The 24,010-nt window shown below is 44.8% G+C and carries 21 protein-coding genes; 9 read left to right on the top strand and 12 right to left on the bottom strand.

Translation table 11 applies throughout. The features are described 5' to 3' along the window. Positions 1 to 162: transposase (locus tag NDA06_RS19900; protein ID WP_190985828.1), on the top strand; the 162-nt coding region annotated here is incomplete at its 5' end. A gap of 178 nt (positions 163 to 340) precedes the next feature. On the opposite strand, the gene NDA06_RS19905 is transcribed toward NDA06_RS19900, so the two are convergent. The 9 genes from NDA06_RS19905 to NDA06_RS19945 form a co-directional block, all read right to left on the bottom strand. After that, entirely contained in the window at positions 341 to 2,530 is a 2,190-nt protein-coding gene (locus NDA06_RS19905) for a caspase family protein (protein ID WP_190987096.1), read from the bottom strand. 113 nt (positions 2,531 to 2,643) lie between these two features. Next, positions 2,644 to 5,214, bottom strand: coding sequence for a CHAT domain-containing tetratricopeptide repeat protein (locus NDA06_RS19910; RefSeq protein WP_190987095.1), 2,571 nt, complete (start codon positions 5,212 to 5,214; stop codon positions 2,644 to 2,646). A 98-nt stretch (positions 5,215 to 5,312) separates the two neighbouring features. Next, positions 5,313 to 6,071 carry a DUF928 domain-containing protein gene (locus NDA06_RS19915; protein ID WP_190987094.1) on the bottom strand — a complete coding sequence of 253 codons (759 nt, stop codon included), beginning with the start codon at positions 6,069 to 6,071 and terminating at the stop codon, positions 5,313 to 5,315. Beyond that, the gene (locus NDA06_RS19920; protein ID WP_190987097.1) at positions 6,064 to 8,526 is read right to left on the bottom strand and encodes a CHASE2 domain-containing protein; all 2,463 of its coding nucleotides are present in this window, start codon (positions 8,524 to 8,526) and stop codon (positions 6,064 to 6,066) included. The genes NDA06_RS19915 and NDA06_RS19920 overlap by 8 nt, the downstream gene beginning before the upstream one ends. A 67-nt stretch (positions 8,527 to 8,593) precedes the next feature. Beyond that, positions 8,594 to 9,946, bottom strand: coding sequence for a DUF1822 family protein (locus NDA06_RS19925; protein WP_190987093.1), 1,353 nt, complete (start codon positions 9,944 to 9,946; stop codon positions 8,594 to 8,596). Further along, on the bottom strand, positions 9,943 to 11,322 hold the full coding sequence (locus NDA06_RS19930) for a hypothetical protein (protein WP_348251824.1): 1,380 nt from the start codon (positions 11,320 to 11,322) through the stop codon (positions 9,943 to 9,945). Before NDA06_RS19930 ends, NDA06_RS19925 begins: the two co-directional genes overlap by 4 nt. 199 nt (positions 11,323 to 11,521) lie before the next feature. Further along, entirely contained in the window at positions 11,522 to 12,502 is a 981-nt protein-coding gene (locus NDA06_RS19935; protein ID WP_190986637.1) for a HetZ-related protein 2, read from the bottom strand. Positions 12,503 to 12,865: 363 nt separating this feature from the next. Further along, entirely contained in the window at positions 12,866 to 13,462 is a 597-nt protein-coding gene (locus NDA06_RS19940; RefSeq protein WP_190414872.1) for a DUF6658 family protein, read from the bottom strand. A 100-nt stretch (positions 13,463 to 13,562) separates the two neighbouring features. Beyond that, positions 13,563 to 14,117 (bottom strand): DUF6658 family protein, encoded by a 555-nt coding sequence (locus tag NDA06_RS19945; RefSeq protein WP_190986638.1) that lies wholly within the window; start codon positions 14,115 to 14,117, stop codon positions 13,563 to 13,565. Positions 14,118 to 14,351: 234 nt separating this feature from the next. Between NDA06_RS19945 and NDA06_RS19950 the strand changes: the two genes are divergently transcribed. Beyond that, positions 14,352 to 14,573 (top strand): hypothetical protein, encoded by a 222-nt coding sequence (locus NDA06_RS19950; RefSeq protein WP_190531952.1) that lies wholly within the window; start codon positions 14,352 to 14,354, stop codon positions 14,571 to 14,573. Positions 14,574 to 14,610: 37 nt separating this feature from the next. Continuing rightward, on the top strand, positions 14,611 to 15,615 hold the full coding sequence (locus NDA06_RS19955) for a lysylphosphatidylglycerol synthase domain-containing protein (RefSeq protein WP_190986639.1): 1,005 nt from the start codon (positions 14,611 to 14,613) through the stop codon (positions 15,613 to 15,615). A gap of 123 nt (positions 15,616 to 15,738) precedes the next feature. On the opposite strand, the gene NDA06_RS19960 is transcribed toward NDA06_RS19955, so the two are convergent. The 3 genes from NDA06_RS19960 to NDA06_RS19970 form a co-directional block, all read right to left on the bottom strand. Next, positions 15,739 to 17,025: a hypothetical protein gene (locus NDA06_RS19960; protein WP_242047521.1), complete on the bottom strand. Its 1,287-nt coding sequence runs from the start codon at positions 17,023 to 17,025 to the stop codon at positions 15,739 to 15,741. A 227-nt stretch (positions 17,026 to 17,252) separates the two neighbouring features. Then, positions 17,253 to 18,227: a M48 family metallopeptidase gene (locus NDA06_RS19965; RefSeq protein ID WP_190529107.1), complete on the bottom strand. Its 975-nt coding sequence runs from the start codon at positions 18,225 to 18,227 to the stop codon at positions 17,253 to 17,255. A gap of 194 nt (positions 18,228 to 18,421) precedes the next feature. After that, complete coding sequence (locus NDA06_RS19970; RefSeq protein ID WP_242047523.1) at positions 18,422 to 18,757, bottom strand: (2Fe-2S) ferredoxin domain-containing protein; 336 nt, start codon at positions 18,755 to 18,757, stop codon at positions 18,422 to 18,424. A gap of 191 nt (positions 18,758 to 18,948) precedes the next feature. Here NDA06_RS19970 and arsM point away from each other — a divergent pair, with 191 nt between their 5' ends. The 6 genes from arsM to arsS all read left to right on the top strand — a co-directional run bounded on the left by arsM (position 18,949) and on the right by arsS (position 23,991). Beyond that, positions 18,949 to 19,917 carry an arsenosugar biosynthesis arsenite methyltransferase ArsM gene (arsM, locus tag NDA06_RS19975; protein WP_190986641.1) on the top strand — a complete coding sequence of 323 codons (969 nt, stop codon included), beginning with the start codon at positions 18,949 to 18,951 and terminating at the stop codon, positions 19,915 to 19,917. 59 nt (positions 19,918 to 19,976) lie between these two features. Further along, positions 19,977 to 20,300 (top strand): metalloregulator ArsR/SmtB family transcription factor, encoded by a 324-nt coding sequence (locus NDA06_RS19980; protein ID WP_190414878.1) that lies wholly within the window; start codon positions 19,977 to 19,979, stop codon positions 20,298 to 20,300. An 87-nt stretch (positions 20,301 to 20,387) separates the two neighbouring features. After that, a complete protein-coding gene (locus NDA06_RS19985; RefSeq protein ID WP_242029176.1) occupies positions 20,388 to 21,104 on the top strand; it encodes an MIP/aquaporin family protein in 717 nt (238 codons plus the stop codon). Positions 21,105 to 21,117: 13 nt separating this feature from the next. After that, a complete protein-coding gene (gene arsC / locus NDA06_RS19990; RefSeq protein WP_190986642.1) occupies positions 21,118 to 21,531 on the top strand; it encodes an arsenate reductase, glutathione/glutaredoxin type in 414 nt (137 codons plus the stop codon). A gap of 72 nt (positions 21,532 to 21,603) precedes the next feature. Further along, positions 21,604 to 22,230, top strand: a complete 627-nt coding sequence (gene arsH, locus NDA06_RS19995; RefSeq protein WP_190986643.1) for an arsenical resistance protein ArsH — start codon at positions 21,604 to 21,606, stop codon at positions 22,228 to 22,230. A 759-nt stretch (positions 22,231 to 22,989) separates the two neighbouring features. After that, entirely contained in the window at positions 22,990 to 23,991 is a 1,002-nt protein-coding gene (gene arsS / locus NDA06_RS20000) for an arsenosugar biosynthesis radical SAM (seleno)protein ArsS (RefSeq protein WP_190986644.1), read from the top strand. The last annotated feature ends 19 nt before the right edge of the window (positions 23,992 to 24,010 follow it).

Consider the following 24,010-nt stretch of genomic DNA (forward strand, 5'->3'; position numbering starts at 1 on the left):
CCCCCTTATTCACCCGAACTCAACTTAATTGAAATCTTATGGAAGTTTATGAAATATGAATGGATAGAGATAGAGGCTTATCGGGACTGGAAAAGTTTAGTAAAGTATGTCAAGAATGTGCTAAAAAAAGTCGGAACCGAATATGTAATTAATTTTGCTTAAGCACTTATATATCTCCCATCTTGGGAGGTTATGTAAAAATTCACTCAACTTCTTCCCAAAGATTCCGAAGAGTGCGCTGTTCGTAAATATTTTGACAATTTCCTTGCCTCAGTTGAGGATGAAATTGCTCAACAGCGGTTTCAGATGCTTTTTTCTTTCCTTCTAAATCCGTGAGTCTCTAATCGCTTACCTGAAAGGCGATTGATAAAGTAGCCATCTCTGAAGTGTTCATGGGTATGGCTTCTACAGCGATTCCACCACGCTCACCACTCAAATCATCAAGTAAATCCCCCATCACCTCAACTGGCTCTTTTAACTCCAACGCTCCTCTATCTTGATTTAGTTCAGCGGCTAGAGATGCTAATGTCTTGACAGCTCTTTCTAGGGGTGAACGGCTGACAATTACCAGCGCTTCTCCTGTTCCGGTTGCGATCGCTCTCAATTTCATCTGTTGCGGGTCGCCAATTAGTTGCGTTTGATTGGGTCGTAATTTCATCGTCTCATTTGACGCAGGCCACTGATAGGGAAACACCACCACTAATCCCCCAGTCGAGTCAATCAGTAGAGTTGTCAGATAGAGGTCGCTAGACTCGTGATTGGTAACTCGAAACTGAAATAGTTTATTCACTGGTAACTTATTAGCATAAGTTTGTTCCAACTCCTGACGAGTGTTTCTACCTCGACTGGAAGTTCTAGCAAGGGTTTGATTGGGTTGTTCTACCAAGTTCATCGAAACTTCTACAGAAAGCTGCGAAGAATCGGCATTCAAAGTCTTTTTAATAATCCGAACTGCTAACAGAGATTTGAGTTTAGCTGCCAGACGCTCCACCGCTGCCGTTACCGATTCCCCTGGTTCGCCAAAGGATTTCGGCACCAGTTCCAGTCCTTCGGTAAATAAACCAATACTGCCGACGGCTGGAAGATTTGCCCCTTGCTTTTGCAGTTTTTGCTGATAATCTGCCGTCATCCGACTGAAGATGTACTGCACCCCTCCCGGATAGGGGACATTTCCAGATTGTGCAGGCATCGCTGCAATGCGATTAATCGCGGAGAGTTCCTGTTTAGCCGCGTTCGTCTCTCCTGCTAAAGACGGATCGAGACCAATGCTTAACTTCAAATCTGCTGGCACAACCCGACTTGCTTCTTGCAGCAGCGTCCCTGGTTTTAGAGATGTATTAGTTGCTTTGTCTACCAGTTTCGCTTCTCCCCTTAAGCCGCTACGAGGAGAGATTAATTGCAATTTTCCCGATGTTTGCCCTTTGTCATCGACAATTGCGAATGTAGCACCGGGTTGGAAAGCTTCTAGACTTTCAGAGTCTACTCCTCCCAACCACAAAGTTGCCTTATCGCCTTCTACTTTGGTAATTACGGCATCAGTCGGAGGGAGTTGTTTGTTGATGAAATAAACTGGTTTTTTGGGGTCGCCATCTGCTAAAGGAACTTGACTAGAAAGTGAATTTATGCCAGTAGTGATTTGAGCGATCGCGCTTCCCACCGTATCGGTTTTTTGCCAGAGATACTGCGTCATCAGGTAAGTAAACGCACCAGCAGAAAAGCCATCGAACTCAGCATCTAAAGCTTCTTCCTCTCGTTGAGCAGAGGCAAAAACAACCCCTTTAGCGACACCTGCACAGCGACGACGAGCAAGTTCAGCTTCGGACAGTTGCAGGCGTTCCATCCAGCTTTTTTGATAGGCGATTTCTTCAGGACTGGGATTGAGTTTATCGCCGGGTACGGAACGTACTCGAAAGTTGCCACGAGTACCACCGCCAGAGTGACAACTATCTAGTACGACTGTGACATTTTCTGTATTTAAAGCAGACATCAACAGAAACAAGGTGCGCCCCATGATGTCTGGTGCCAAACCTTTTTGTCCCTCATCAGCAACGACTAAAGTGCTATTAAATTCATCATTGAATGCCTGATTGGAACAACCTTGGATGGGATTGGGGTCGCGCAATCGAGAACCGTGACCGGAAAAATGGAAAACAACCACATCTCCCGGTTTAGCTTGTTTAATTAAGTGTTCTTCAAACGCTGTAAAAATATTGTTGCGCGTCGGCTGTTGAGCGGGAGCTTGATTGCTCGTCAACTTGACAATATCACTGGGATTAAAACCAAAACGATGAACCAAGAGTTCTTCTTGCAAAGCGACATCAGTAACGCATCCTTCCAGATTTCTAAGAAAGCGATCGTTTGCTGGATAATCATTAATTCCCACTAAAAGAGCAAGCTTGCGCGGGGTATTTTGCGCCAGAACTTGAGCGTAGCGATTTCCTTTGTTGATAATATCTAACTGGCTCAATCCCAAAGTAGTTATAGTTGAGCCAGCGAATTGTAAGAAATGACGGCGAGAAATACGGGACATTACTAATTCCTCCTAGTATCCTATTCGGGAATATTTAAGTAGGGGCGAAGTATACCCTTTGGAAAGGATATGCTTCTCCCTACACGTAAATTCTGATTACTCAACCGATGCTCCTACTCAGCTTCACCAATTAAGGTAAAAGCTGCCCAAGCTCTAGGATTATCGCGGTGTGTTTCCATCATCTTGAGCATTGCTTGGCGCAAGGATTGGGCTTTATCAAGTTTCTTTTGGTAAAGATTAGTATAAAACTCGGTCATTAATTCAGCCGTGGGAGCATCGGGGACAGCCCACAGGGAGACAACAACGCTGGGAGTACCGGCGATAAACAAAGAGCGGGATAGTCCAATTACCCCATCACCCGTGATGCGCCCGCGTCCGGTGTTGCAAGCACTCAGGACAACTAAATCTGCATTTAGTTTCAGATTAAGGATTTCTTCGGCAGTGAGTAGACCGCGATCGCTGCTAGTGGGTGCGAGTGCGATCGCGCTTTGCAATCCCTGGAAATCATCAAATAAGCCGTGGGTTGCCAGATGCACAATTCTAGCTTGAGATATTCGTGATAAAACAGCAGTTTTGGTGGCTGCATTGCCAGTAAGGGCGTTGGTGTTCAATAAAGGAGCAATCTCTTCGGCTTCTCGTTTTGCTCCTGGTAAGGAAGCTAGCTGTTGCGGCTTTTCTCCAATTTTAGGCGCTACGCTGGGCATGGTGGGATTTCCTATGATGATGGCATCTTTGGCGGATGCTTGCTTCACCTTTTCCCGTGAGGCGCGTGTTAGTTCTAGTACCTGAATTGAAGGTGCGGACAAAATTGTATGTTTTTCAATTAAGTATTTGCCATCTTTATCTTGCAGTGCGGCGAAGGGAACTACAAATAATTCACCTTGCGGGACAAAAATTACACGCTGATTTTGGTCGGTGGGCAGAAGGTCGGCGATGGGCGAAATTAATAGTTGATGAAGTTGCTGTAAGCTTTTGGCTGAGTTTTCTTGATTACCTGGATTTACAACTTCTGCTTTAAAAATACTGCGATCGTCTACTCCGATTGAGTCACGGCTAGAGCTAACAAGGTCTTTTAAAGAGGTATTTTTTTGCTGCAATGGTTTTAGGTCAACTTTGCGGAAGGTTACTTCGCCTGTAGGTTTAATCACCCAAATGTAAAGGTCTGTTTGCTTGACTTGCGATTTATTTTGACTTTTAAAGTCATCATCAATAATTGAATATTGAACGAGAGTCGCATTTTGAGCTTTGGCAATTTGTGTAATTTGGGCAATATTTGGTGGTGGTGGGGAAGTAACGTTACCTCTAGTTTCTGAAGATAATCTCTTTACCAATAGCTCCACAAATGCTCTTGCACGCCCTCGTTCAGCAATTTCTAAAGCATCATTAATGTTATTTTGGGCAATAAAAACTTGTTGGAGTAGACGGTAGATACTAGCCTGGGTTTCAAAAATTGATACTTTATTGCTATCACTCAATCCTGACCGTAGAGACTCTAAAGCCTTAATTCCAGCAGTTAGGGTTTCTGTAGCTTCCGCTAGCTTCCCAGATTGATAGAGGTTACTACCCATATTTCTCAGAATTCGTCCTTCACCTGGATAATTCTCTATTTTCCTGGAAATAGTTAAAGCTTGTTGAAAAAGTTTCAGCGCTTGGGAATAATCACCTTGATTATCATAAGTTTTACCCATGTTGTTAATAGCTGTTTCTTCACCACCAAAGCTGCCGATTTTCCTATATATAACTAGAGATTGCTGATAAAAATCTAATGCTTGCGAATATTGACCTTGATATCTATAAAATTCGGCAATATTGTTGAGTAGCGCTGCTTCCAGACCAGTCACGCCAATTTTTCTAGCAATAATTAAAGCTTGCTGATACAAATTTAATGCTTTGGAATAGTCACCCTGGCTCATATAAACTGTTCCCATTGAATTCAGAACAAGAGCTTCTCCATTTTTGTTATTAATTTTTCTGCTTACATTCAAAGCTTGCTGATAAGTTTCCAGTGCTTGATTATATTGACCTAAATCATAATAGATAACTCCCAAGCTAAGGAGGGTTACTACTTCACCTTGAAAATCACCAACTTCTCTACGAATAACTAAGGCTTGCTCGTATAATTCCAATGCTTGAGAATATTGACCCAAACCATGATAAATCGTTCCAAGGTTACTAAGAGTTACCCCTTCGCCTTCGCGATCCTGAACTTTTCGACGAATAGATAAGGCTTGCTGAAAGAAATCTCGTGCTTGAGCATATTGATCTGAGCTTCTATAAACTGAGCCAATGTTGTTAAGTGCAGTTCCTTCGTTCCAGCGATCGCCGAGTTTTCTGAAAATCTCTAAACCTTGCCGATAAAATTTCAGGGCTTCTGGATATTGGCTGAGACTGCGATAAATTAACCCGATGTAGTTCACGGTTAATGCTTCGCCTTTGGTATCTTTTAGTTCCCGATAAATTAAGAGCGCTTCTTGAAAAGACTGTAATGCTTCCTGAAATTGGCTAGTCTTATACTGCTGATTACCTTGCTGATAAAGTTTATATGCTTGCGCCTTCCTCTCCTCAACCGTCTGCGCCATCACCGCAGATCCACTAAATGTCACCGGAAAATTCAGCCAACAAGTCTGCAACCCAGTCAGTAGAACTGTGCTAGACGCAAGCAAGAAAAATCTTTTTAATTCCATAGCTGTAGGAGTGCGATCGCAGCGTTTAAGATATTGTCCGCTTACATATAATATCCTTGGGCAAGGGGAACTTATGCAAAAACACAAGCCGTAGCCTATCAAGATGCAGAATCTTTTGGCTCATCTTCTGCACAGAAATTATGAGCTTGAAGAAGCGCGATCGCATTCCTTAATTCCGCTGAGGGATTTGGCACCGAATAGAGTTCCCGCAGCGCATCTGACCAGAGTTCGCGTTCGGCAAAATAGTAGACTTTCTCCATTGCCAAAGCCTCTGGTGATGGGTCTTTAAGCTGCTGTACGAGTGCTATTGAAATCAATTCGGCTGAAATGCGATCGCGTGTTTCCGGTTCCATCACTTGAAACCTGACGCTGGTTTCAATTGGGTACGGCTCTGAAGCAGACAACTTCCATACATAAGACTGTCCAGGTTGCAAGGGTTCACCATCATAAACCGCTCTTGTCTCTCCTTTAATTGGTCGCTCCCAGAATGCCTCCTTATTCCCCTGACGAGATAGCTCAATTCGCGTTACCGTTCCACCTGGGATATTCCAGAGGAACAGAGGGCGATCGCTCCAAATCTCAAGGATTTCCCCTTGCTTTGAATAAAGCGAATCTGCGTCTACCAGTTTAGAGGGAGCGATCGCGCAAATCGCTCCTCCTCTCCCGCCCCCTCCTTTCCTTTTACGACGTAATTTCTTCCAGATATCACCCCACGATAAAGCTAGATATGTCTCATTGCTTTCTGTTAAGACGGGATGCGGTTGTTGTCTAATTGCCGCTTGTAGAGGCACTGAGGAAGAAGTTGTAATCAAGGCAGATATTAACAAAATGGATTGGAGTTTTTTTAAGTTAAACATGAGACTTTTCCCTGAATGCTAAACGAATATAATTCCAAAACAAAACTGTTGGTAAAAACCAAGGTAATAACATCGCCGCCGATATATAGATTTGCAAGGAGGCGATGATATAAATGGTTGTAGCCGTTCCTAACTTTATTACCCAGCGTTGCCGTTGATGAAGATTATCCTGTAACATCAGCGTTACGCCTTTCCCCAGCAATCCTGAAAGTAAAATCATCCATAAATCGGGGATAGGTATCACCAATCGCCGCGTTAATAAATGATGAAGCATATAAGCATGAGTTTCACCGCCAGGAAAATTTTCCTCCTCCCAACCGCGCCAGAAACCGACAGCTAAAGGAATCGCATAATTATCTTCATTTTCTCCTTCTAACCCGGCTCCTTTATATCCACCTGGAGTAATCAACACCACTTCATTCTTAAAGGTGTCTGGTACTTTTCCTTCTCCTAGGCAATCTCCTAGTAACTTACAGGCAGAAATGCGTTCGTAGGCAGATTCGGGGGGAATAGAAAAGTCAATAATTGGATGCAACCACGCTTGAATAAAATTTTGAGAAAAGCGGGTAAGTGAATGAAGGCGAATTTCTTGTAAAAAAGCTATTTTCTGGTTGGGTTGGCTTATTTGATTTAAATAGTTAATCGCTGAGGAATTAAAATTTGTTCGAGCCTGCAAATTGGGTTGCGGTAAATTCAGTGGTAATTCTTGATTCAACACATACGCTATAGCTAAGAGATAAGCAAAAGGATACATCTGTGAACTTTTGGGTTCTGCTGGCAAAAGTTCAACATACCAAGGGAAGAACATGATATCCCCTTCCAAACTCCAATTGAGGTTGGCAATATCCTTGCTTACCCCTGACCTAGGAGTGGATTCTCCCTCTCCAGAACCAAATACCAACCAAGTATTTTTATTAACAATATTCTGTACAGATTGCTTAAGTTTTAAACTGTTATTCGGTTGCTTTTTATCATCTAAGATATAATCGATGCCAATAGTTTTAGCTTCTAATTCAGAAACCCGATTCAAAAGTAATGCTACATAACGATAATCGATAGGGTAAATTTGTTTAATTTTATCCGCATCAGCTTTTAGAGATTCCTCATCAATTTGGATAAGTCGCACAGGTGAACTTCCTTTGGCTGGCACTTGTAAGGTGACTTTGCGATAGAAGGCTTGAAGTAAAATGCGCGGTTCTAATAATAAGTTTTGTACGGGCGGTAATAAACTTAAAAACAGGATAGCGCCTAGCCAACAGGCTTCTTTTTTCGTTGGCAACCAGCGGTTTAGTGTGTCAAAAAAGCCAAAAGGTTTAATGCAAAACAGCTCGGCTTCTGGATGCCGAAATAGGGAGGGAACCAGGTAAGCAGAAGGGTAGGAAAGATGCTTTTCCCGTTGTTTAAGAAATAAACTTGCCTCCAGCAAAGCTGAATGAACATCCTTGTATTGAGTCAAACTGGCGAGAAACTGCACCAAAAATTCTTGTGCTACCTGATTGTGAATCGGTTCCCGCATTACTGCTACCTGGCTCAATCCCAAGTTAATCAAGGATTCGGCAATATTCATACCACTACACGAGTTGAAAATTGCAAACTGAAGCCCCCGTTTTTTCGCCTGTTTCAGTGACTCTTCAATTTCCCAAATCGAGATTGAGGTGTGTGGTGCAATGCCTAATTCTCCACCCGTCAGGACAGTTTCATTACTGTGTCCGGCAAAAAATAAGATATCCCAACCTGGCTCCGATGCGATCGCTTTGAGGATCTCCATTTTGAGTGCATCAGCATCAAAAAATCGAGCCTCTATACTCTTAGGGATATTCAGTTCAGCTTTCCCCTGGTTCCGTTTCCAACCAATCAACTGGATATCTGCAACACGATCAAGCGATCGCAGTGCTTCTCGATCAGCTTCCAAATTCAAGCCAGTGTCATCCCCTAAAATCGCTAAAACCCTAGCTTTACGGCGAATCGGACGAACGGGTTCATTCAGAATATTGGCGGGAGTGCGAGCAATGCGTATTTGTTGAGTAGCACCCAAATCCGTCCCAATTTCCCAAATTTCCCACGGTAATCGCGCCAGTTCTAGAGGAGTGCAAGTCAGGAACACCTCAACCGTATGATGTTCCGGTTTATGAGCCGCCTTGACAATCTCGCGGCGAATACTAACTAATTCAGGAGTGAGCAACCAGTGTTGAAATTCTTCCCCTAGCTGAACCTCTGCATTCACCAGTTCGCGATGTCGATCAACTGGGAGAGTGCCTTTACCGCTGATGACCTTGTGCCCTCGCAGCCGCCTATAGTAGTTGAGATAGGCGCTTTGCCACTGTTCGTAACTCCTGGTCAGCGAGAGGGGATAATTCAGCTCTACAGAGAGTATTTTTCCTTTCCCCCAAGACAACTCAAAGTCGCAAACAGTGCCAACTTGCTTAACCCTAAGCTTAAAAACTATTCTATCCATCATTTAATTTTGGATTTTGGATTTTGCGGAGGTCGGAGTTGTCCTGCCTCTGATGATTTTCGAGAAGTTATAAAATAAATTCAAACGGCGGCAAAGTTTGGAATTCCCCAGTTTCCAAGGTAATGGTTGCGAGAAATTTATCCTGATAAGTCCCCGCCACTTGAGTAAAAATATAGTCCTCGTCCCCATCTAATTGCAGTGTATCTTCTGCCAAAACTTCCACGCGATCGCTTACTCGCAACGTCATCTCATCGTCAGGTTTATTTCCAGAAATCGCCTTCAATATCAGCAATAACGTCCAGCCATCATCATCCGGGAAAGACCAGGTAACAGCATACAGCCGCACCCGATTTCCTAGGGTTAAGTCTTGGTAAGCACGACCCGTATTGGCTGGAATCTCTAACTGATTATTGCGACTAATTTCTATCAAAATTTCATCTAATTCTTGAGATGGGTTTTGTTCGTTTCTGCGAAGGGAGAATGATGCTGGCAACTCTCTTAGTGGCTCAGTTCCGCGCAAAGGAGACGGTGCTGGCAAGGCTTCCCAGGACAGTTGCATTACTTCATCCACTTGGTTTCGTAACCAGTTCCTGACATTTACTGCTTGCTGAGTCAAGATTTGCAGCAACTCTGATAGATGGTTACTAACGGTTGCTGTATTCTCAGTTAGCGGCTGGTAGAGCCAATTAAGTAAATCCGGTGTCGTTAGGACTGCTGCTCCCTGCTCCCACGTCAAGACTTGCCACAAAGGACGGTTACGCAGTTGGGGTAATAATGTTAATAGGGTTGACTGCATTCGAGCTAAGGTAGCCTGACGATTCGTTGGGATTTCAGGTAAAGGAATTGCTGATGGAATTAAACATTGCAAATAAAGCAATAGTTCATTAGGCTCTCGATTTAAAAAATCAATCGAAATCTGATAATTCCAATCCACTTCCGATTGTAATTGCGGTTGATAATTAATCAGTTGGTCATGACGCAAAAAACCTCTAATTGCTGAAATTCCTAAGTCTTCCTCAATACCAATAACTACATAAAGATGAGCTGTAAATTCTGGTAAATCTACTACAGCTCTAGGGATAGTGACTTCTTTATCGGTTAAGGTGATAGTAGGGATTAAACAAACTTTAAATTCGCCAACTCTCAAATTAAAAACGGCGTCAATTGCATTAACATACTGAGGTTGCAAAACTGAAGAGTGTTCTCTGTTTAGAGAAATTTCCGGTTCTCGTTTCCGGAGCCATTCCTCAAAACTCAATAAACTTAAAGCTTGAAGATAAATTTGCCATTTTCGGTCTTCTTTCCCTACTTGGTTACTCAATTCTACAGCTTGGTCAAGCTGCTCCGATTCTAAAGGAATTGTTTCTGCCAATTCTTCAAATTCGACCCAATCATCTGTCAAATCTGTTAAGTAATTCATGCTCGTTCTTCTTTCTGGCTATTAAGATGGTTACAAATCGTTGCAGCTAGTTGACTGTTCATCACTCGATTGTGTCCTATGTGAGATTCTTTTTTTGCCTTCTCAATCTCTGTAGAAATCTCTTTATCTAAAATGAGTTGGACTTTTGACTCCAAATTTTGGAGCTGCACGGGATTAACGTAACATTGAGCTAACTTTAAAACGCAAGCTCTCAAGCACAATAATGTTCGGCGTCCGATATCGCTGCGTAAGTTTTTGAGTTCCAGCAGGCGGCTTACTTGAGGCTGGTCTTTTAAGCCGAGTTGGGGAGCAATTTCTTTCATGGGAACTCCCTGACAGTGAAATAAATGAAGTGCCTTGAGGAAGTTTTGCGCTTTCTGATTTTTCTTGGATTGCAAATAGATAAAGCGAGCTTGAATGACCTGCTTGACGGACTGAGCTAAACAGGTATTAAATTGCTGGTGATAACCTGCTAAGAACTCTGATTGCTCATTAGAATCATCCTCACTGGATGTTCTATTTATTTCCGCAGGATTTCCTGAATTATCTAACGGTAAGCCTTTGCGAGTCCGGAGGCGTTCGGCTCTGAGCAACTGCGCGAGTTCTTGCAATTCTCTTAAGATTTGTTCGGGAGATATTGTCCGAGTAGCTGATAATTGTTCAGCCATTTGACGCAATTGCAAGGCGGTTGGGTCTGGATATCGGCTTTTCTCTCCAGCCTTTCGGTGCTGCAAAAGTTGGGTGCGATAAATCTGATGGTAGCTATCAAGTAGCTGAAGTGTTTGGTTGATTTCTGCTGGTGTCCGGTCAAACTCTAATAAAACTCGCTGTAATCGTCCGGGGTTCATGTAACTCAGAATCATCCAGTCAGTTACTTGCTCAATTCCGTGTTCGAGTAAGAATCGTTTGAGGAAGCGATCGCTCTTTACCATCCTGACCGTCCAAGTCGATAATTTACTCTTATCCGGGTCAAAGGTTTGCAAAATTCGAGCGGTTACAGAAGGATAGTTTATCCGGCTTTCATCCAGTTCCTGACGTGGAGAACGCAAAGTGCTATCGAGTACCAACGGCAACAGATCCATACTGGTGAAATCATGGTTTTTGCCAAACTTCTGCTCTAGTTCTAAGCAAAATTCTTGAATTTGATGAGAGATAAAGCAGCGCAGACACACCTCAGCCATCTGACGGCGAGGGTCATCGTTCTGGAACCACTGCATGAGTTGGCGTTGAATTTCCCGGTCTGGCATATCCTCTCGGTCAGAGAGTTCGGGAAATTGAGTCAAGAAAAAGGCTTTTGCCAACTCAACTTCTTCAGTTCGGCACTTGCCGAAACTATCAATTTTCATCAACAGCCAGTATCTCGATGCCGTACCCATCGTTATTTCACTCAATTGTGCAAATGCAAAGCGACTCTGAAATTCCTCATCCTTGCCTCGCGTAAACCAGGATGCCGATCAAAGTCAATTGAGGCAAGTTCGGGGGAGCTGATTGAACGGCTAAAAACGATAAGGATAACTTTAAACAAAGCGAATGACATCTTCAAGAAATTCCCGCTTTTCCCCAAACTTCACTCGGCTACTTTTCCATTCCTATCGGCACAAGTTGCTCAGATGTTCTACCCCCTGCGGTGGGTTTTAGCCAGCTTGCGACTAGCTCCGGCTTCTTTTTTCTGGCAAAAACGCGAATTGCATGGTAACTGACTTTTTCCCGCAGACGATAGACTTCCCTCGTCCGTAAATTCAAGGCGCTAGCGATCGCTTGTTGAGAATTGCCAGCGAGGTAAAGTTCCAGCCAAACCGCTGCTTCTCGACTGACATTTTCGGCTAAATAGTTGTAAAACTCCTGCTTTACGGTTGTCCGCAGAAACATTTGTTCTTCAATTGCTTGATTCTCTTGATACTCGGCAACTGCGTGGATATCGAGGAAACTCACCGGATTGTTTGTCTCGTGGGACACCACTTCCTCAGAAATCAGTCGCACCAGTTCACCATCGGGGATATGAGTCATCCCTCCCCGCCGGGAACGACGTAGATAGTTAAAAAATCTATAAACTAAAAGTGGCTGGTTGCGAATTGGTCTGAGACAGTATTCTTCGATGCTGCTCATCAGTAGAGAGTTGCCTAAGCGAGCGTCTGAAGTACATTTGCTAATCCAGGCAATTTGCTGTTGAATGTAGCGATCGCGATGCAATAATTCCTGAATGACTTCATGCAACACATCGACAACCGTTGCCGAGCGATCGCGCGATAGCGCCACCCAAGTCCGAATTTTATTCTTCAGCAATACTAAACTCCCCAGCCGAGTCGTCAAGTTGCAATAAGCACGCTCTGGTGCCACGCCTAAGTAGCGTTGCCGTAAAATGCGATAGCGATAATCCATCGCTTGCAAGGCAATTACCCTCTGAGTTGCATTAAACGTTTCAAAACGCTCTCCGTCCTCTCCCACCAGCCACAGAGCAATACTTTCATGGGTTGCTGCGCTATAGCCAGGACAGTCAGATGCCAGCTGCTTCGCCACCTCAGTTGGAGACAGCACAACGGTTAGAAATTTTTTCATTTCAATAGCCGAGAGTGTGTGTTCTATTCGGCTATATCTTTAGTCAGGCTGAGGTTATGTATTTTTGATCCGGTTTCTCCGGGAGAATCCTTCCGGAGAAACCCTGACAGGGTACTATCACAATTCTCTATTCGATGCAGTACGGTTTAACCCCACCCTTGCCCCTCGACCTTCCCTTCACTTCAACTAGAGGGGTTCAATATTCTCCCCTCTCCGTTCACGGAGAGGGGCTGGGGGTGAGGTTCCGAGTGATATAGCACTCAAGTTAGAACCGCTATAGGGATACAAAAGCAAATAGGGGCAGGATTATCCCGCCCCTAGAATCATTGATTGAGTCTGGTGTTTATTTAATTCCAGACGCTGCTAATCAATCGCATCAGCAGCCTTGTCTGCTGCCCGCTTAGCACTCTCAATTACATTTCTGCCTGCATATTTACTATTTTCCTGGACATTGTCAGCTGCCTGCTGCGTTCCTTTACCCAGGTCTTTGGTTGCATCCTGAGTATTGCCCTTGAGATTTTCAATTCCCTGCTTTGTTCCCTTAGCAAAATCACTAGCCGATTTTTGCGCTTTGTCGCCAATTGCGTCGGTATTTTGCTTGACATTCTCACCGAACTGTTTAGCGTTTTCGCCCTTCTTATCCAGAATCCGCTTGGTGTTTGTACCTACGTCATCGGTCTCGTCAATTACGTGGCGCTCAGCATTGTCAATTAGGCCTTTTGCCTTAGCTGCTACGCCTGAGGTGTCTCTTCTGGGATCGGTATCGCTATAGTCGTTCATCCCACCTTTATACTCATTGGTTAAGGCACCTGTAGGAACGTCCTCCCTAATTTGGTCGGCGGTCTTCGCTTGTGCCCCACCATTACAAGCGGTGGTAACAAAAATGATCGTGGCGGACAAAAACACGGTCAGGATTTTGCCCAAGTTGATTTTTTTCAACCAATTAATTACGCTGTTCATCAAAAAAACTCCTTTTTCTGTACGAGTCAATGGTTGTTTTGGTTAGCATTGCAATCCGAGATTTTCGATTGACTGCCAATCGAAAATCTCAATTATTTGCTTATTTGTGCAAAGCAGGGTTGCTTTGCATTTCAGGTCTCTGACCGGCTTCATCTGATTTATCTTTGATGAAGCTGGAAGCCTCTTTGAACTCTTCACCGATACTTTCTAATATCTTGGCATTAGGATCGCTGCGATTGATTATAGGTTGACGACCTCCAGCTCCAGAGACTTCAAAATCCTCTGAAGTTTTTATGGGCAATTCTTTTTCCTTTGCGGCTCGACCTGCTGGTGTCTCAGCACCCGGGTAGAGGATTTCAGAATTACTGGTAGCAATTAACTGATTGGACAGGATCTGCAAGTCAGCGCGATCGCGTGGATTCGCTGTTTTGCTGACGTTAGGATCGGTAGACATTTTGTAATTCGTGTAGCCATCTCCACCATTGCTGTGGGGATTGTTGTTCCCTCCCATTTGCACGGGGGGATTTTGTGGACGTGCCCCTAAAGAATCGCCATTGTTACAAGCGCTGGTAACAATTAGCAACGCGCCTGCCAAAAAAACGGTCAATATTTGACGTAACCGTAGTTTTTTAAAGAAAGCAGTTAAGTGTTTCACACACTACTCCCAAGATTTTTACGAACTGTCATAAACAATACAAAAGCTACAGTGTTCCTACCTCTAGCGCAGGTCACATTCTGGTTGCAACTAAAAGCAACCTCTCTCTAACCGTAGAGAGATTCCCAAAAAATAAGCAAAACTACGGTTATATTGGTTGGTTCGCGACCATGCCAGCTAAAAACATCGCTCAGCCTAGAACTTGGCTGATTTTTCTCAATCTTTCAGCATCTGATGGGTCTGGGCATCGATCTGCCTCAAACGCGATCGCTGACATCAAACTTGCCTCACCATCAGGTAGCGGATCGTTATCCGTATCCCAGATGTGCCAAGCTTGGCTGGGAAATTGTTCGCGAATGTCTGCAAAGTGTAGAAACAGAAGAGCGATCGCTCCCTCTGGCAAAAGTTACAGACTCGCTACCGTTCTCACTTTGGTATTCTCATACTCTAGGATGAGGTATTTGCCTCAACTCGCTACCCAGTGTGAAAGGTCATGAAAAAAATTTGGTCATCCCTGAAGCCGTACTTGCGCTGGGTGATTCTCGGCGGGACGCTATTTTTTTTGGCAAAAGCTCTCAAAGACAATTGGCGGGAAGTCGCAGCCATCCGAATGACTGGTGCGGGATGGACAAATCTAGCGATCGCCTTTTTGATCACTTTACTGGCTCATACTTGGTCTGGATTCGTCTGGAGTTGGATTTTGCAATCGTTCCGGCAACCCGTTCAGCCTCGATGGGCGCTCCAAGTTTACCTGAAAACCAACCTTGCCAAATATTTACCAGGGAATGTCTGGCACTACTACGGGCGCATCGTGGCGGTGACATCCCACGGGGGTTCTTTCGGTGCCGCGACTCTCAGCGTGTTACTCGAACCCCTGCTGATGGCGGCTGCCGCTTTATTAGTTGCCTTAGCAGGTAGCCAGTTGGGTTGGGCAGGTGTCCCTCAGAATACCCAGACGAGAACCTTACAACTTCTGGGTCTGGGTGTGGTTTTGCTGGGCGTTCATCCCCGAATTTTGAACCCGTTGATGCAGTTGGCAAGTAAATTGAAGGGAAAGAAAGCAAGAGGTGCAGGGGCGCAGGGGCGTGGGGGAGAAGAAAATGCTATCTCTGCTTCAGCTTCTCAACCCCCCACAGAAGCGGCAGAAGCTTCTTTTCGACTTGAGCGCTATCCTCTATTTCCTTTGTTGGGAGAAATTGGCTTTTTGTTACTGCGTGGCGCGGGGTTTTTGTTTGCCATGCTAGCGCTGACACCAGTGAATCCCAATCAAATCCCAATGCTGCTGAGTGGGTTTAGTTTGTCATGGCTGTTGGGTTTGATTGTTCCCGGCGCACCTGGGGGAATCGGGGTATTTGAAGCGACAGCGATCGCTCTATTCGGTCAACATTTTTCTGCCGCCATTCTCCTCAGCGTCGTCGCCCTATTCCGCTTGGTGAGTATTTTAGCGGAAGCCGCCGCTGCTGGATTGGCAACTTTGAGCGAGCTGAAGGATCGCTAAAAGGGCTATCAACTACAGCTATGACAACTTTATTCCCCCTCAATCCAGGTTCCCCTCACCGAAAACCGGGGAGGGATTAAGGGTGGGGTTACCCTGTCCCGCTTTCAACGGGTAGCCAGAAACCTAATCCTCTGCAACTTGATCTGACATCGCCTCTGCGATCGCAGAAGTTGCAGCTTTTATATCGCTATCTAACTTCAGTTGAGAAAAAACTCGATACATCTGTGCCGTCCCGTTAGGCAGCTTCTTCGTGCCATTTCCGTTCATCTTGATCAAATTGTATTGAACGTTTTCACCATAGATAGCAAAGGTTATATGAAATATTTCAAAGAAATTCACGACCCACTTGCAATCCTCTTCCGGATAGTGCATATAGTATTTGATTAACTCAGCAATGCAAGTTTCTAAATGGGTGCGAACATTTTTACAAATTAATAAAATTTTCAGCAGTACGATTACTAAAGTCAAAGGATGCCCTTGCGACATCAATAAAATAAATAGAGGCGAAGGTTCCCGATGATTTTCAGTCGTTAAATATTCGATCACCCGATTACAGGTTCTTAACAACAGGGCATCATCTAGCGTTTCTTCATGATGATTTTCATATACAACATCTAGCTTTTCTTCTAATTTTGTTTTCAAGACCTCTACAAATTTTCTGTTTTCCACAGAAAAAATTAAATACTTTTGTAGACTATGCTTAAAATTTTTGTAGAGAAGTCCTTGAGTTTGTTGGAGAAAAATATTTGCCAGATTTGTATAGCTAAATGGCCCCCGTTTCGCAACAATCGTCTTGATCAGACGCAGTACCTCATCCCCTAAACCAGTCGGGTTTTTAGGCAAAATTTCTCTAGGCATCGCCGACTGCGATCGCGTGGTATACATTGCTAGCTCAAACTTAAAGCGATCTTTCAGTTCTTGCGACAATGCTCTGGCAGCTTCCCGCTGTTCGACGGGGTTTGAGAGATTCGCATATTGAGGAACTAACAGATAAGAAGTATAACGATGGCTCCAATGGGTTGCTTCATGTTCATCGTATCTAGCGGCAAATATCTTTAAATCTTGATAGTCTTGGCTTTTAATAAAATTTACAAGCCAAATTCTCAACTTACTTAAGCTTGGAGATAAGGTTGACTTGCTAATATTTAAATCGCTAAATACTAAAACTAATTCTTTAATTGCTTTATAGCTTCGTGTCGTCTCCCAATTATTGATGAGAATATAACAAGAGCGCTTTAGAGTGTTTTTAAATTCTTCTTCATCATTTGCAAAGATAATGTCTGAAAGCGCTTTGATCGCGTTGGTATTAACAGCGTTAGGACTGTAATAAATAAATAACTGCTTAAATTCTTGCAGAACGGCTTCTGGGGGCCATTGCTGAACAATGTCCACCAAAAAACGATAGATCATATCTCGATCTGACTGGTTGGAAATGACACGAAACTCGGCCTGATATCCATCTGATAGAATGTCCCTGACCATTCCATTAATTAGGACTATTGAGTCCTTCCTTAGAGTGTGAAGAGCGAAAGTAGATGGCACCCAGCGTCAATGCTAATTGCAGTGTATAGTACTTGACTTGACTGCCCATAGCAATCCTTGAAAATACATACGCTTGGGGAACTTGCTCTTAACCGCTAAGGATCTTCTGATTCAGACCGGAGACGGTTAATTTGTTCTTGCAATTCCTCAATTTGACGCTGTAGCGCATCCACCTCATTAACGGCTGTTTCTGATGGGACATTCACCGCGCCCTGTGCAGAGGAACGTTGGTAATTGCCCCGGCGAATGTGACGATATTCCTCTGAGTTTGCCCACTCCTGCAAGTGGTGAAGGCGATCGACCGTAAAGGGATGGGTCGTAAACCAACCTTGAGTAAAGTTATTGTAAAGTAAGAACTTGTAGACTTGATTCAACCCGTCTTCGTCCAATTCCTGATATTTTTGCGATTGACGAATAAATTCATCTAAATTTACTTCATTGGCATAACGGGCGCTGCCACCAGCAAATTTCATCATTAAGTGCATCACCGGATTCAGGTCGTCTGTCACCAGGAAAGCGGCTCGATCTGCTGATAATTCCGCTTTACGGCTCCATTCAATAAACGCCAAAACCAAGCCGGTACTGACCAAAGTGCTGAAGCCAAAGGTCGCATTCCCGATAAAGTTGACGGCTTGCAAAGCCCAAACCGCCATCTGACGTAAGGTCGTGTGACCGCATTTAATATGTCCTAATTCATGTGCAATGACTGCCCGAAGTTCCGCTTCGTTGAGCAGGTCTAAAAGTCCAGAGTTCAGGATCACATAAGGGCGTTCTTGTCCGAGAGCGCTGGCATTAACCCAAGGCGCTTGGGAAACGAAAAGCGTTGGTTCTGGGTAAACGTCCAGATCGCGCAAGCATTCCCGGAAAATGCCATAGATGCTAGCATACTGACGCGGCCCGACCTGAATGCTATTGCCCATGTGGTAGACAAACTGGGGACGCTCAGAGGCAAATTCCACAAATTTACGGGCAACCATATCAAATCCAGGCACGCTGCGTAAGGCTTGCTCGGCTTGTCGGTCGAGGGGATGTCTAAAAGCTTCACTGGAAATTCCGGTATAAGTAGGCATATTGATGAGCCTTATACAGCGTTCTACTGAACTATTAAAGCCTAGAAATACAACGAGCGGCTTTTGATCTACATCACAGGGATGCGCGATCGCCGTGTCGTTAAACTGCCACAAAAACTGCTTGATTTAAGCAAGTAACCAACCTACATCTGAGAAAACTTGACACGGCGGCAGTTATCGGAGTGAAAATCACTTCAAAAACTAATTTTCATGTGAATTCTGGGATTCAGCTTTGCTTCTATTGGTTCCCCTTTTTGTAAATGTTGTTCAACGATCGTCTGGACATCGCTGGGTTGAACTCGGCAGTACCAAGTTTCTTCCGGGACAATTCGCACTGTAGGACCACAGCTGCACTGTCCCTGGCAACCGCTCCCCGTCACCATGACTCCGGGAATATCAGCACTCTCAAAAGCGGCAAGGACCTCTGCGCTTCCATTTACCAAACAGGAACGGTACTGGCAAACGATGACGCAACGCCGATCTTGCTCCAAACACTTTTCTTGCGAACCAGTTTCCACTTTTGAGTCCAGCACAGTATAAATTCCTATGGCTCTATGTTAACTTCGCCTTAGCAGACCAGGGGAAAAGTTGGTAGCGCTGGGGAGAGTCCTTTTTCAGGCAATGCTCATTTATTAGGGATTTGATAGCCTTATAGATTGGAATCAGAGTATTTTTAGCAATTTGCTAAAAAGTCGCAACGCCAATCTAGGAGAATATTTGAGTGAGCTATCTCGAAACTGCTGCTGAGTTTTATAGTGAAGTAGCGCAGACGCCACAAGTCGGACTTTGTTGTGTCCAAAGCAGTCCCCTGCAACTGCCAGGACTAAAAATTTCGCCTCAGATGCAGGAGATGAACTACGGTTGCGGTACTACCGTCCATGCCGCTGAACTCGCTAATGACCCGACGGTGCTATATGTCGGCGTTGGCGGTGGTTTGGAAGCGCTGCAATTTGCTTATTTTTCTCGCCGTCCGGGTGGGGTGATTGCCGTCGATCCAGTGGCGGCGATGCGCGAGGCAGCGAGTCGGAACTTAGCGATCGCTGCCCAAGAAAATTCCTGGTTTGACCCCAGTTTTGTGGAGATTCGGGAAGGGGATGCCTTCTCCCTGCCGGTGCCAGACGCCTCTGTAGATGTGGTGGCGCAGAATTGTCTATTTAATATCTTTGAACCCGCTGACCTGCATCGGGCGCTTCAAGAAGCCTTCCGGGTGTTAAAACCAGGGGGTCGTCTACTGATGAGCGACCCGATCGCCACTCGTCCCATCCCACCCCATCTGCGGCAGGATGAACGGTTACGGGCAATGTGTCTGTCAGGTGCTTTAACTTACGAGCAATATACTCAGCATCTTATTGATGCTGGATTTGGGCAGATAGAAATTCGAGCGCGGCGTCCTTACCGACTGCTGGATTGCGCTAGCTACGGGTTGCAGGAACCATTGCTATTAGAAAGTTTGGATTCTGTTTCTTTTAAAGTGGCAATTCCTGAAGATGGTGCTTGTATTTTTACTGGCAAAACGGCGATTTACACCGGCACCGAAGAGTTTTTTGATGACTCGAACGGGCATATCCTCCCACGAGGTTTACCAGCCGCAGTGTGCGATAAGACAGCAGGAAAGCTTGGTGCATTGATGCCAAAAGACATCCTGATTACTGATTCAACCTGGTACTATACGGGCGGCGGTTGCTGTTAAGTGACGAATTTGTTGGGTGCTTGGATAGGATAGCTGAAGAGATTCTTCAATAAAACTTGATGGCTAAACTACCTGCGATCGCACCTCCTTCAGTTTCTTCTGGCTTTCATGCCCTGTCTGACCCCCTACGGATTCAAGTGCTAGAGCTGCTCCGCGAACAAGAGCGCTGCGTCTGCGAACTCTGCGAACAGTTGGGGGTCACTCAGTCTAAACTTTCCTTTCACCTAAAAACACTCAAAGAAGCCGCTTTAGTTTGCTCCCGACAGGAAGGACGCTGGATTTACTACAGCCTCAATCTACCTCAATTTGTTGTTTTGGAGCAGTATTTGGCAGAGTACAGTCGCTTCAGCCCGCTCTTATCAGCGCTTCCCTGTAAAGACTAGGCTTGACACATCAATTTTTTTTGAAATATGCTTAATGCATCAATTTTTTTTGAAATATAAGTTGCAGAAAATTCTTTGGTGCTGGGGATGGTCGTGAAATCAGTGTCGCGGATGGCGCGTTGGAACTCAGTTTTCCAATCGTGCAAGCAACAAGCGATCGCTGAGGGAGTGGGTACATTCATCCTGGTGTTTGCCGGTACGGGTGCCGTGATGGTAAACCAAATTAGCGATGGTGCGGTGACTCATCTCGGCATCAGCTTTGTGTTTGGTGCAGTCGTCGCGGCTTTAATTTACGCCTTGGGACACATTAGCGGCGCTCACTTTAACCCGGCGGTAACGCTGGCTTTCTGGACAAGCGGCTTTTTCCCGAAACGCCAAGTATTGCCCTACATCTTGGCGCAGTCCTTGGGGGCAATTGCCGCCTCAGCTTTACTCTGGATGGCTTTAGGGCGCGTTGGCAATCTGGGTGCGACGGTGCCGCTAGAAGGGAATTGGCTGCAATCCCTGGTGCTGGAAACGGTTCTCACCTTTATTTTAATGTTTGTGATTTTTGGTTCCGGTCTCGATCGCCGCGCCCCGATTGGCTTTGCGGGGTTAGCGATTGGCTTGACGGTGGGGCTAGAGGCGGCGTTTATGGGGCCAATTACCGGAGCCAGTATGAATCCAGCGCGATCGCTCGGCCCCGCTTTAGTGGGCGGCATTTGGCAGCACCACTGGGTTTATTGGGTTGCACCCATCTTAGGGGCGCAATTAGCCGTGTTGATTTACAGCCAACTTTCCAACGGATTTCGGGACATTAAGTAAGGGAGAAAACCTGATGAAACGAGTGATGTTTGTTTGCAAGAAAAATTCTGCCCGTTCCCAAATGGCAGAAGGCTTTGCAAAAACACTGGGTAAGGGAGAAATTGAAGTGATTAGCTCTGGATTAGAAGCCTCTCAGGTTAGACCGGAAGCGATCGCTACCATGAAAGAAATCGGCATTGACATTACCAATCAACACTCGAAACCCCTTAGCGACTTCAAGGCTGAAGACTTTGATGTGGTAATTTCCCTGTGCGGTTGTGCAGTTAATCTGCCGACAGATTGGGTACTTCGGGAAGTCTTTGAGGATTGGCAGCTTGACGATCCGGCTGAACAGCCTGAAATTTTCCCCAGAGTGCGCGATCAGATAAAAGAACGGGTGACTAAACTCATCGAATCGCTCAAAGAAGAAGCGACACCTGTTGGATAAGGTTTCAATGACAAACCAAACACCGATAGAGCAACCAATTCAGCAGGTTCTTGAGCAAAAGTTATCCTTCTCATGACAACTTTCGAGCATCCACCCAGAATTTTATTCTTGTATGGCTCTTTAAGAGAGCGTTCTTACAGCCGTTTATTAGCAGAAGAAGCCGCCAGAATCATCGAAGGTTTTGGTGCAGAAACCAAATTCTTTGACCCGCGTGAATTGCCGATTCACGGTAGCGTAGAGGCTGACCATCCGAAGGTTCAAGAATTGCGGAATTTAAGCTTGTGGTCTGAGGGTCAAGTTTGGTCTAGTCCAGAGATGCACGGGAATATTACCGGCATTCTGAAAAACCAAATCGACTGGATTCCTCTAACTTTAGGGGCAGTAAGACCGACTCAAGGTAGAACTTTGGCAGTCATGCAGGTCAGCGGTGGTTCTCAGTCATTTAACGCCGTCAATACTATGCGAATCTTGGGACGCTGGATGCGGATGTTTACCATCCCCAATCAGTCTTCCGTTGCTAAAGCGTACAACGAGTTTAACGAAGACGGAACGATGAAGGATTCCGCTTATCGCGATCGCGTTATCGACGTAATGGAAGAACTTTACAAGTTTACGCTACTACTGCGAGATCAAGTAGACTACCTGACGGATCGCTACAGCGAACGCAAGGAAAAAGCAACGACTCAGCCGAGGTTATAACGACACCTCGCTTTTTAAAAACCTACCCTTGAAAGACCCTAGCCCCGCCCCGTTCGCGGGGCGGTGTTCAATATTCCCCTTCCGTGGAGGTCGAGGGGTCGGGGGTGGGTTACGAGTGTGTATATGGCACTAAGCGTCAGAACCGCTATATACCACTTCTAAGATTGTTCTCAACTGATACTCAGCTTGCCAAGATTTAATAATATCTAAGCTTAATCCCAGACCCCTGTAATTTTAGTCACACGAGAGTATGCAGGTTACATCCCTCTATCTTTTGGGCAAGTTCGGCAACAGCCGACGCATCTTGCCGAGGGTCAATGTACTGAGCTACAGCCAATGATTAGGATAGGACGATGAGTTATCAGAGTATCGCTGTATTTCAGAAAAAATCAGAACAAAAAAATCCTGGCACTTATGCTAGCATCTACTGCGACAGCAGCAGTGCTTAAAGTTGTACTTAAAAATTTATTAACATAAAACAGTGTTTTTGTTACTTCCTTTTAGGAGATTAGCGGCAATTAGGCTTGCTCAATCCAACATTGAGTTGTCTGCGTACTAATTTATTAGAAGGTTCTCCATAAAATGTCTGCTGGCGTTACGGCAACTAATTTTCTGCGTGCCGCTTATGCCTTCTCCGGGTTCTACAAGATATTCATCAAGATGAGGCAAACAATCGTTTAGGCAGGGAATTTTTACTGCTGACATTGTTATGACCAACCTGACCTTCGATAACCATGTTTCCCTGTTTAGGACTACCCCATGATTAATCTTGAATCAACTCGTTCAACCGTAACACCTTTTAAAGAAAAAATTGGTGCCCCTTTAACCAAAAGTAAAATTAGCGTTTTACAAATCAATTTGGGGAAGCGCTGCAACCTTGCCTGTACTCACTGTCATGTAGAAGCAGGGCCAAAACGAACTGAAGAACTAACCCCAGAAGTTTGTAATCAGCTGATTGAACTAATCTATAGATTTCCCCAAATCAAGATTGTTGACTTGACAGGGGGTGCCCCGGAAATGAACTATGGTTTTAAACCCCTGGTAGAGGCGGCACGGGATGCAGGTAAACAAGTGATTGTGCGGTCTAACCTCACCATTTATTTTGAAAAAGGGTTTGAGACTCTTCCAGAATACTGTGCCAAACACCAAACGAGAATTGTTGCTTCCTTGCCATGCTATCTGGAAGACAATGTTGATAAAATGCGCGGTTCTGGGGTCTATAACGACTCAATTCAGGCACTGCAATGTTTGAACCAGAAAGGTTATGGTCTTGACCCTAACTTAATCCTCGATCTGGTATACAACCCTCCAGTTCCAGCTACAGAAAATTTTTCTTTAACCCCCAATCAGGTAAATCTGGAACAAGATTACAAGGCTTATCTAAAAGAGCATTTCAACATTGTTTTTAACAGCTTGTTCACGATTACAAATTTACCAATTGGGCGAACAAAGTTTCATTTAGAGTACAGAAAATTAATCAGGCCTTATTTACACTTCCTAGAGTCAAATTTCAATGGCAGCACCCTTGAACATTTAATGTGTCGGGATGAACTTTCAATTGACTATCTGGGAAATGTCTATGATTGCGACTTTAACCAGATGGAGAATTTACCGGCGAAAACCCGCAATGGTGAAAAACTGACAGTTGCCAAGATATTGGAAGCTGGCAGCTTAGACATTATTGAAGAAATACAAACTGCATCTTACTGCTATGGTTGCACGGCTGGATGTGGTTCTAGCTGTGGGGGTGCCCTGATTTGAAACTAGCAAAAGAAGTGGG

It is taken from the genome of Trichocoleus sp. ST-U1 (assembly GCF_039961835.1).
GTDB lineage: Bacteria > Cyanobacteriota > Cyanobacteriia > Cyanobacteriales > FACHB-T130 > FACHB-T130.

Excerpts from the sequence above, each read along its gene's own strand:
- NDA06_RS19980 (WP_190414878.1), top strand. The coding sequence starts at position 19,977 with ATGGCTAAACTACCTGCGATCGCACCTCCTTCAGTTTCTTCTGGCTTT.
- NDA06_RS19950 (WP_190531952.1), top strand. The coding sequence starts at position 14,352 with ATGGGTCTGGGCATCGATCTGCCTCAAACGCGATCGCTGACATCAAAC.
- NDA06_RS19955 (WP_190986639.1), top strand. The coding sequence starts at position 14,611 with ATGAAAAAAATTTGGTCATCCCTGAAGCCGTACTTGCGCTGGGTGATT.
- NDA06_RS19905 (WP_190987096.1), bottom strand. The coding sequence starts at position 2,530 with ATGTCCCGTATTTCTCGCCGTCATTTCTTACAATTCGCTGGCTCAACT.
- arsH (WP_190986643.1), top strand. The coding sequence starts at position 21,604 with ATGACAACTTTCGAGCATCCACCCAGAATTTTATTCTTGTATGGCTCT.
- NDA06_RS19925 (WP_190987093.1), bottom strand. The coding sequence starts at position 9,946 with ATGAATTACTTAACAGATTTGACAGATGATTGGGTCGAATTTGAAGAA.
- NDA06_RS19965 (WP_190529107.1), bottom strand. The coding sequence starts at position 18,227 with ATGCCTACTTATACCGGAATTTCCAGTGAAGCTTTTAGACATCCCCTC.
- NDA06_RS19920 (WP_190987097.1), bottom strand. The coding sequence starts at position 8,526 with ATGGATAGAATAGTTTTTAAGCTTAGGGTTAAGCAAGTTGGCACTGTT.
- NDA06_RS19915 (WP_190987094.1), bottom strand. The coding sequence starts at position 6,071 with ATGTTTAACTTAAAAAAACTCCAATCCATTTTGTTAATATCTGCCTTG.
- NDA06_RS19935 (WP_190986637.1), bottom strand. The coding sequence starts at position 12,502 with ATGAAAAAATTTCTAACCGTTGTGCTGTCTCCAACTGAGGTGGCGAAG.
- NDA06_RS19985 (WP_242029176.1), top strand. The coding sequence starts at position 20,388 with ATGGTCGTGAAATCAGTGTCGCGGATGGCGCGTTGGAACTCAGTTTTC.
- NDA06_RS19960 (WP_242047521.1), bottom strand. The coding sequence starts at position 17,025 with ATGATCTATCGTTTTTTGGTGGACATTGTTCAGCAATGGCCCCCAGAA.
- NDA06_RS19940 (WP_190414872.1), bottom strand. The coding sequence starts at position 13,462 with ATGAACAGCGTAATTAATTGGTTGAAAAAAATCAACTTGGGCAAAATC.
- arsC (WP_190986642.1), top strand. The coding sequence starts at position 21,118 with ATGAAACGAGTGATGTTTGTTTGCAAGAAAAATTCTGCCCGTTCCCAA.
- arsS (WP_190986644.1), top strand. The coding sequence starts at position 22,990 with ATGATTAATCTTGAATCAACTCGTTCAACCGTAACACCTTTTAAAGAA.
- NDA06_RS19910 (WP_190987095.1), bottom strand. The coding sequence starts at position 5,214 with ATGGAATTAAAAAGATTTTTCTTGCTTGCGTCTAGCACAGTTCTACTG.
- NDA06_RS19930 (WP_348251824.1), bottom strand. The coding sequence starts at position 11,322 with ATGGGTACGGCATCGAGATACTGGCTGTTGATGAAAATTGATAGTTTC.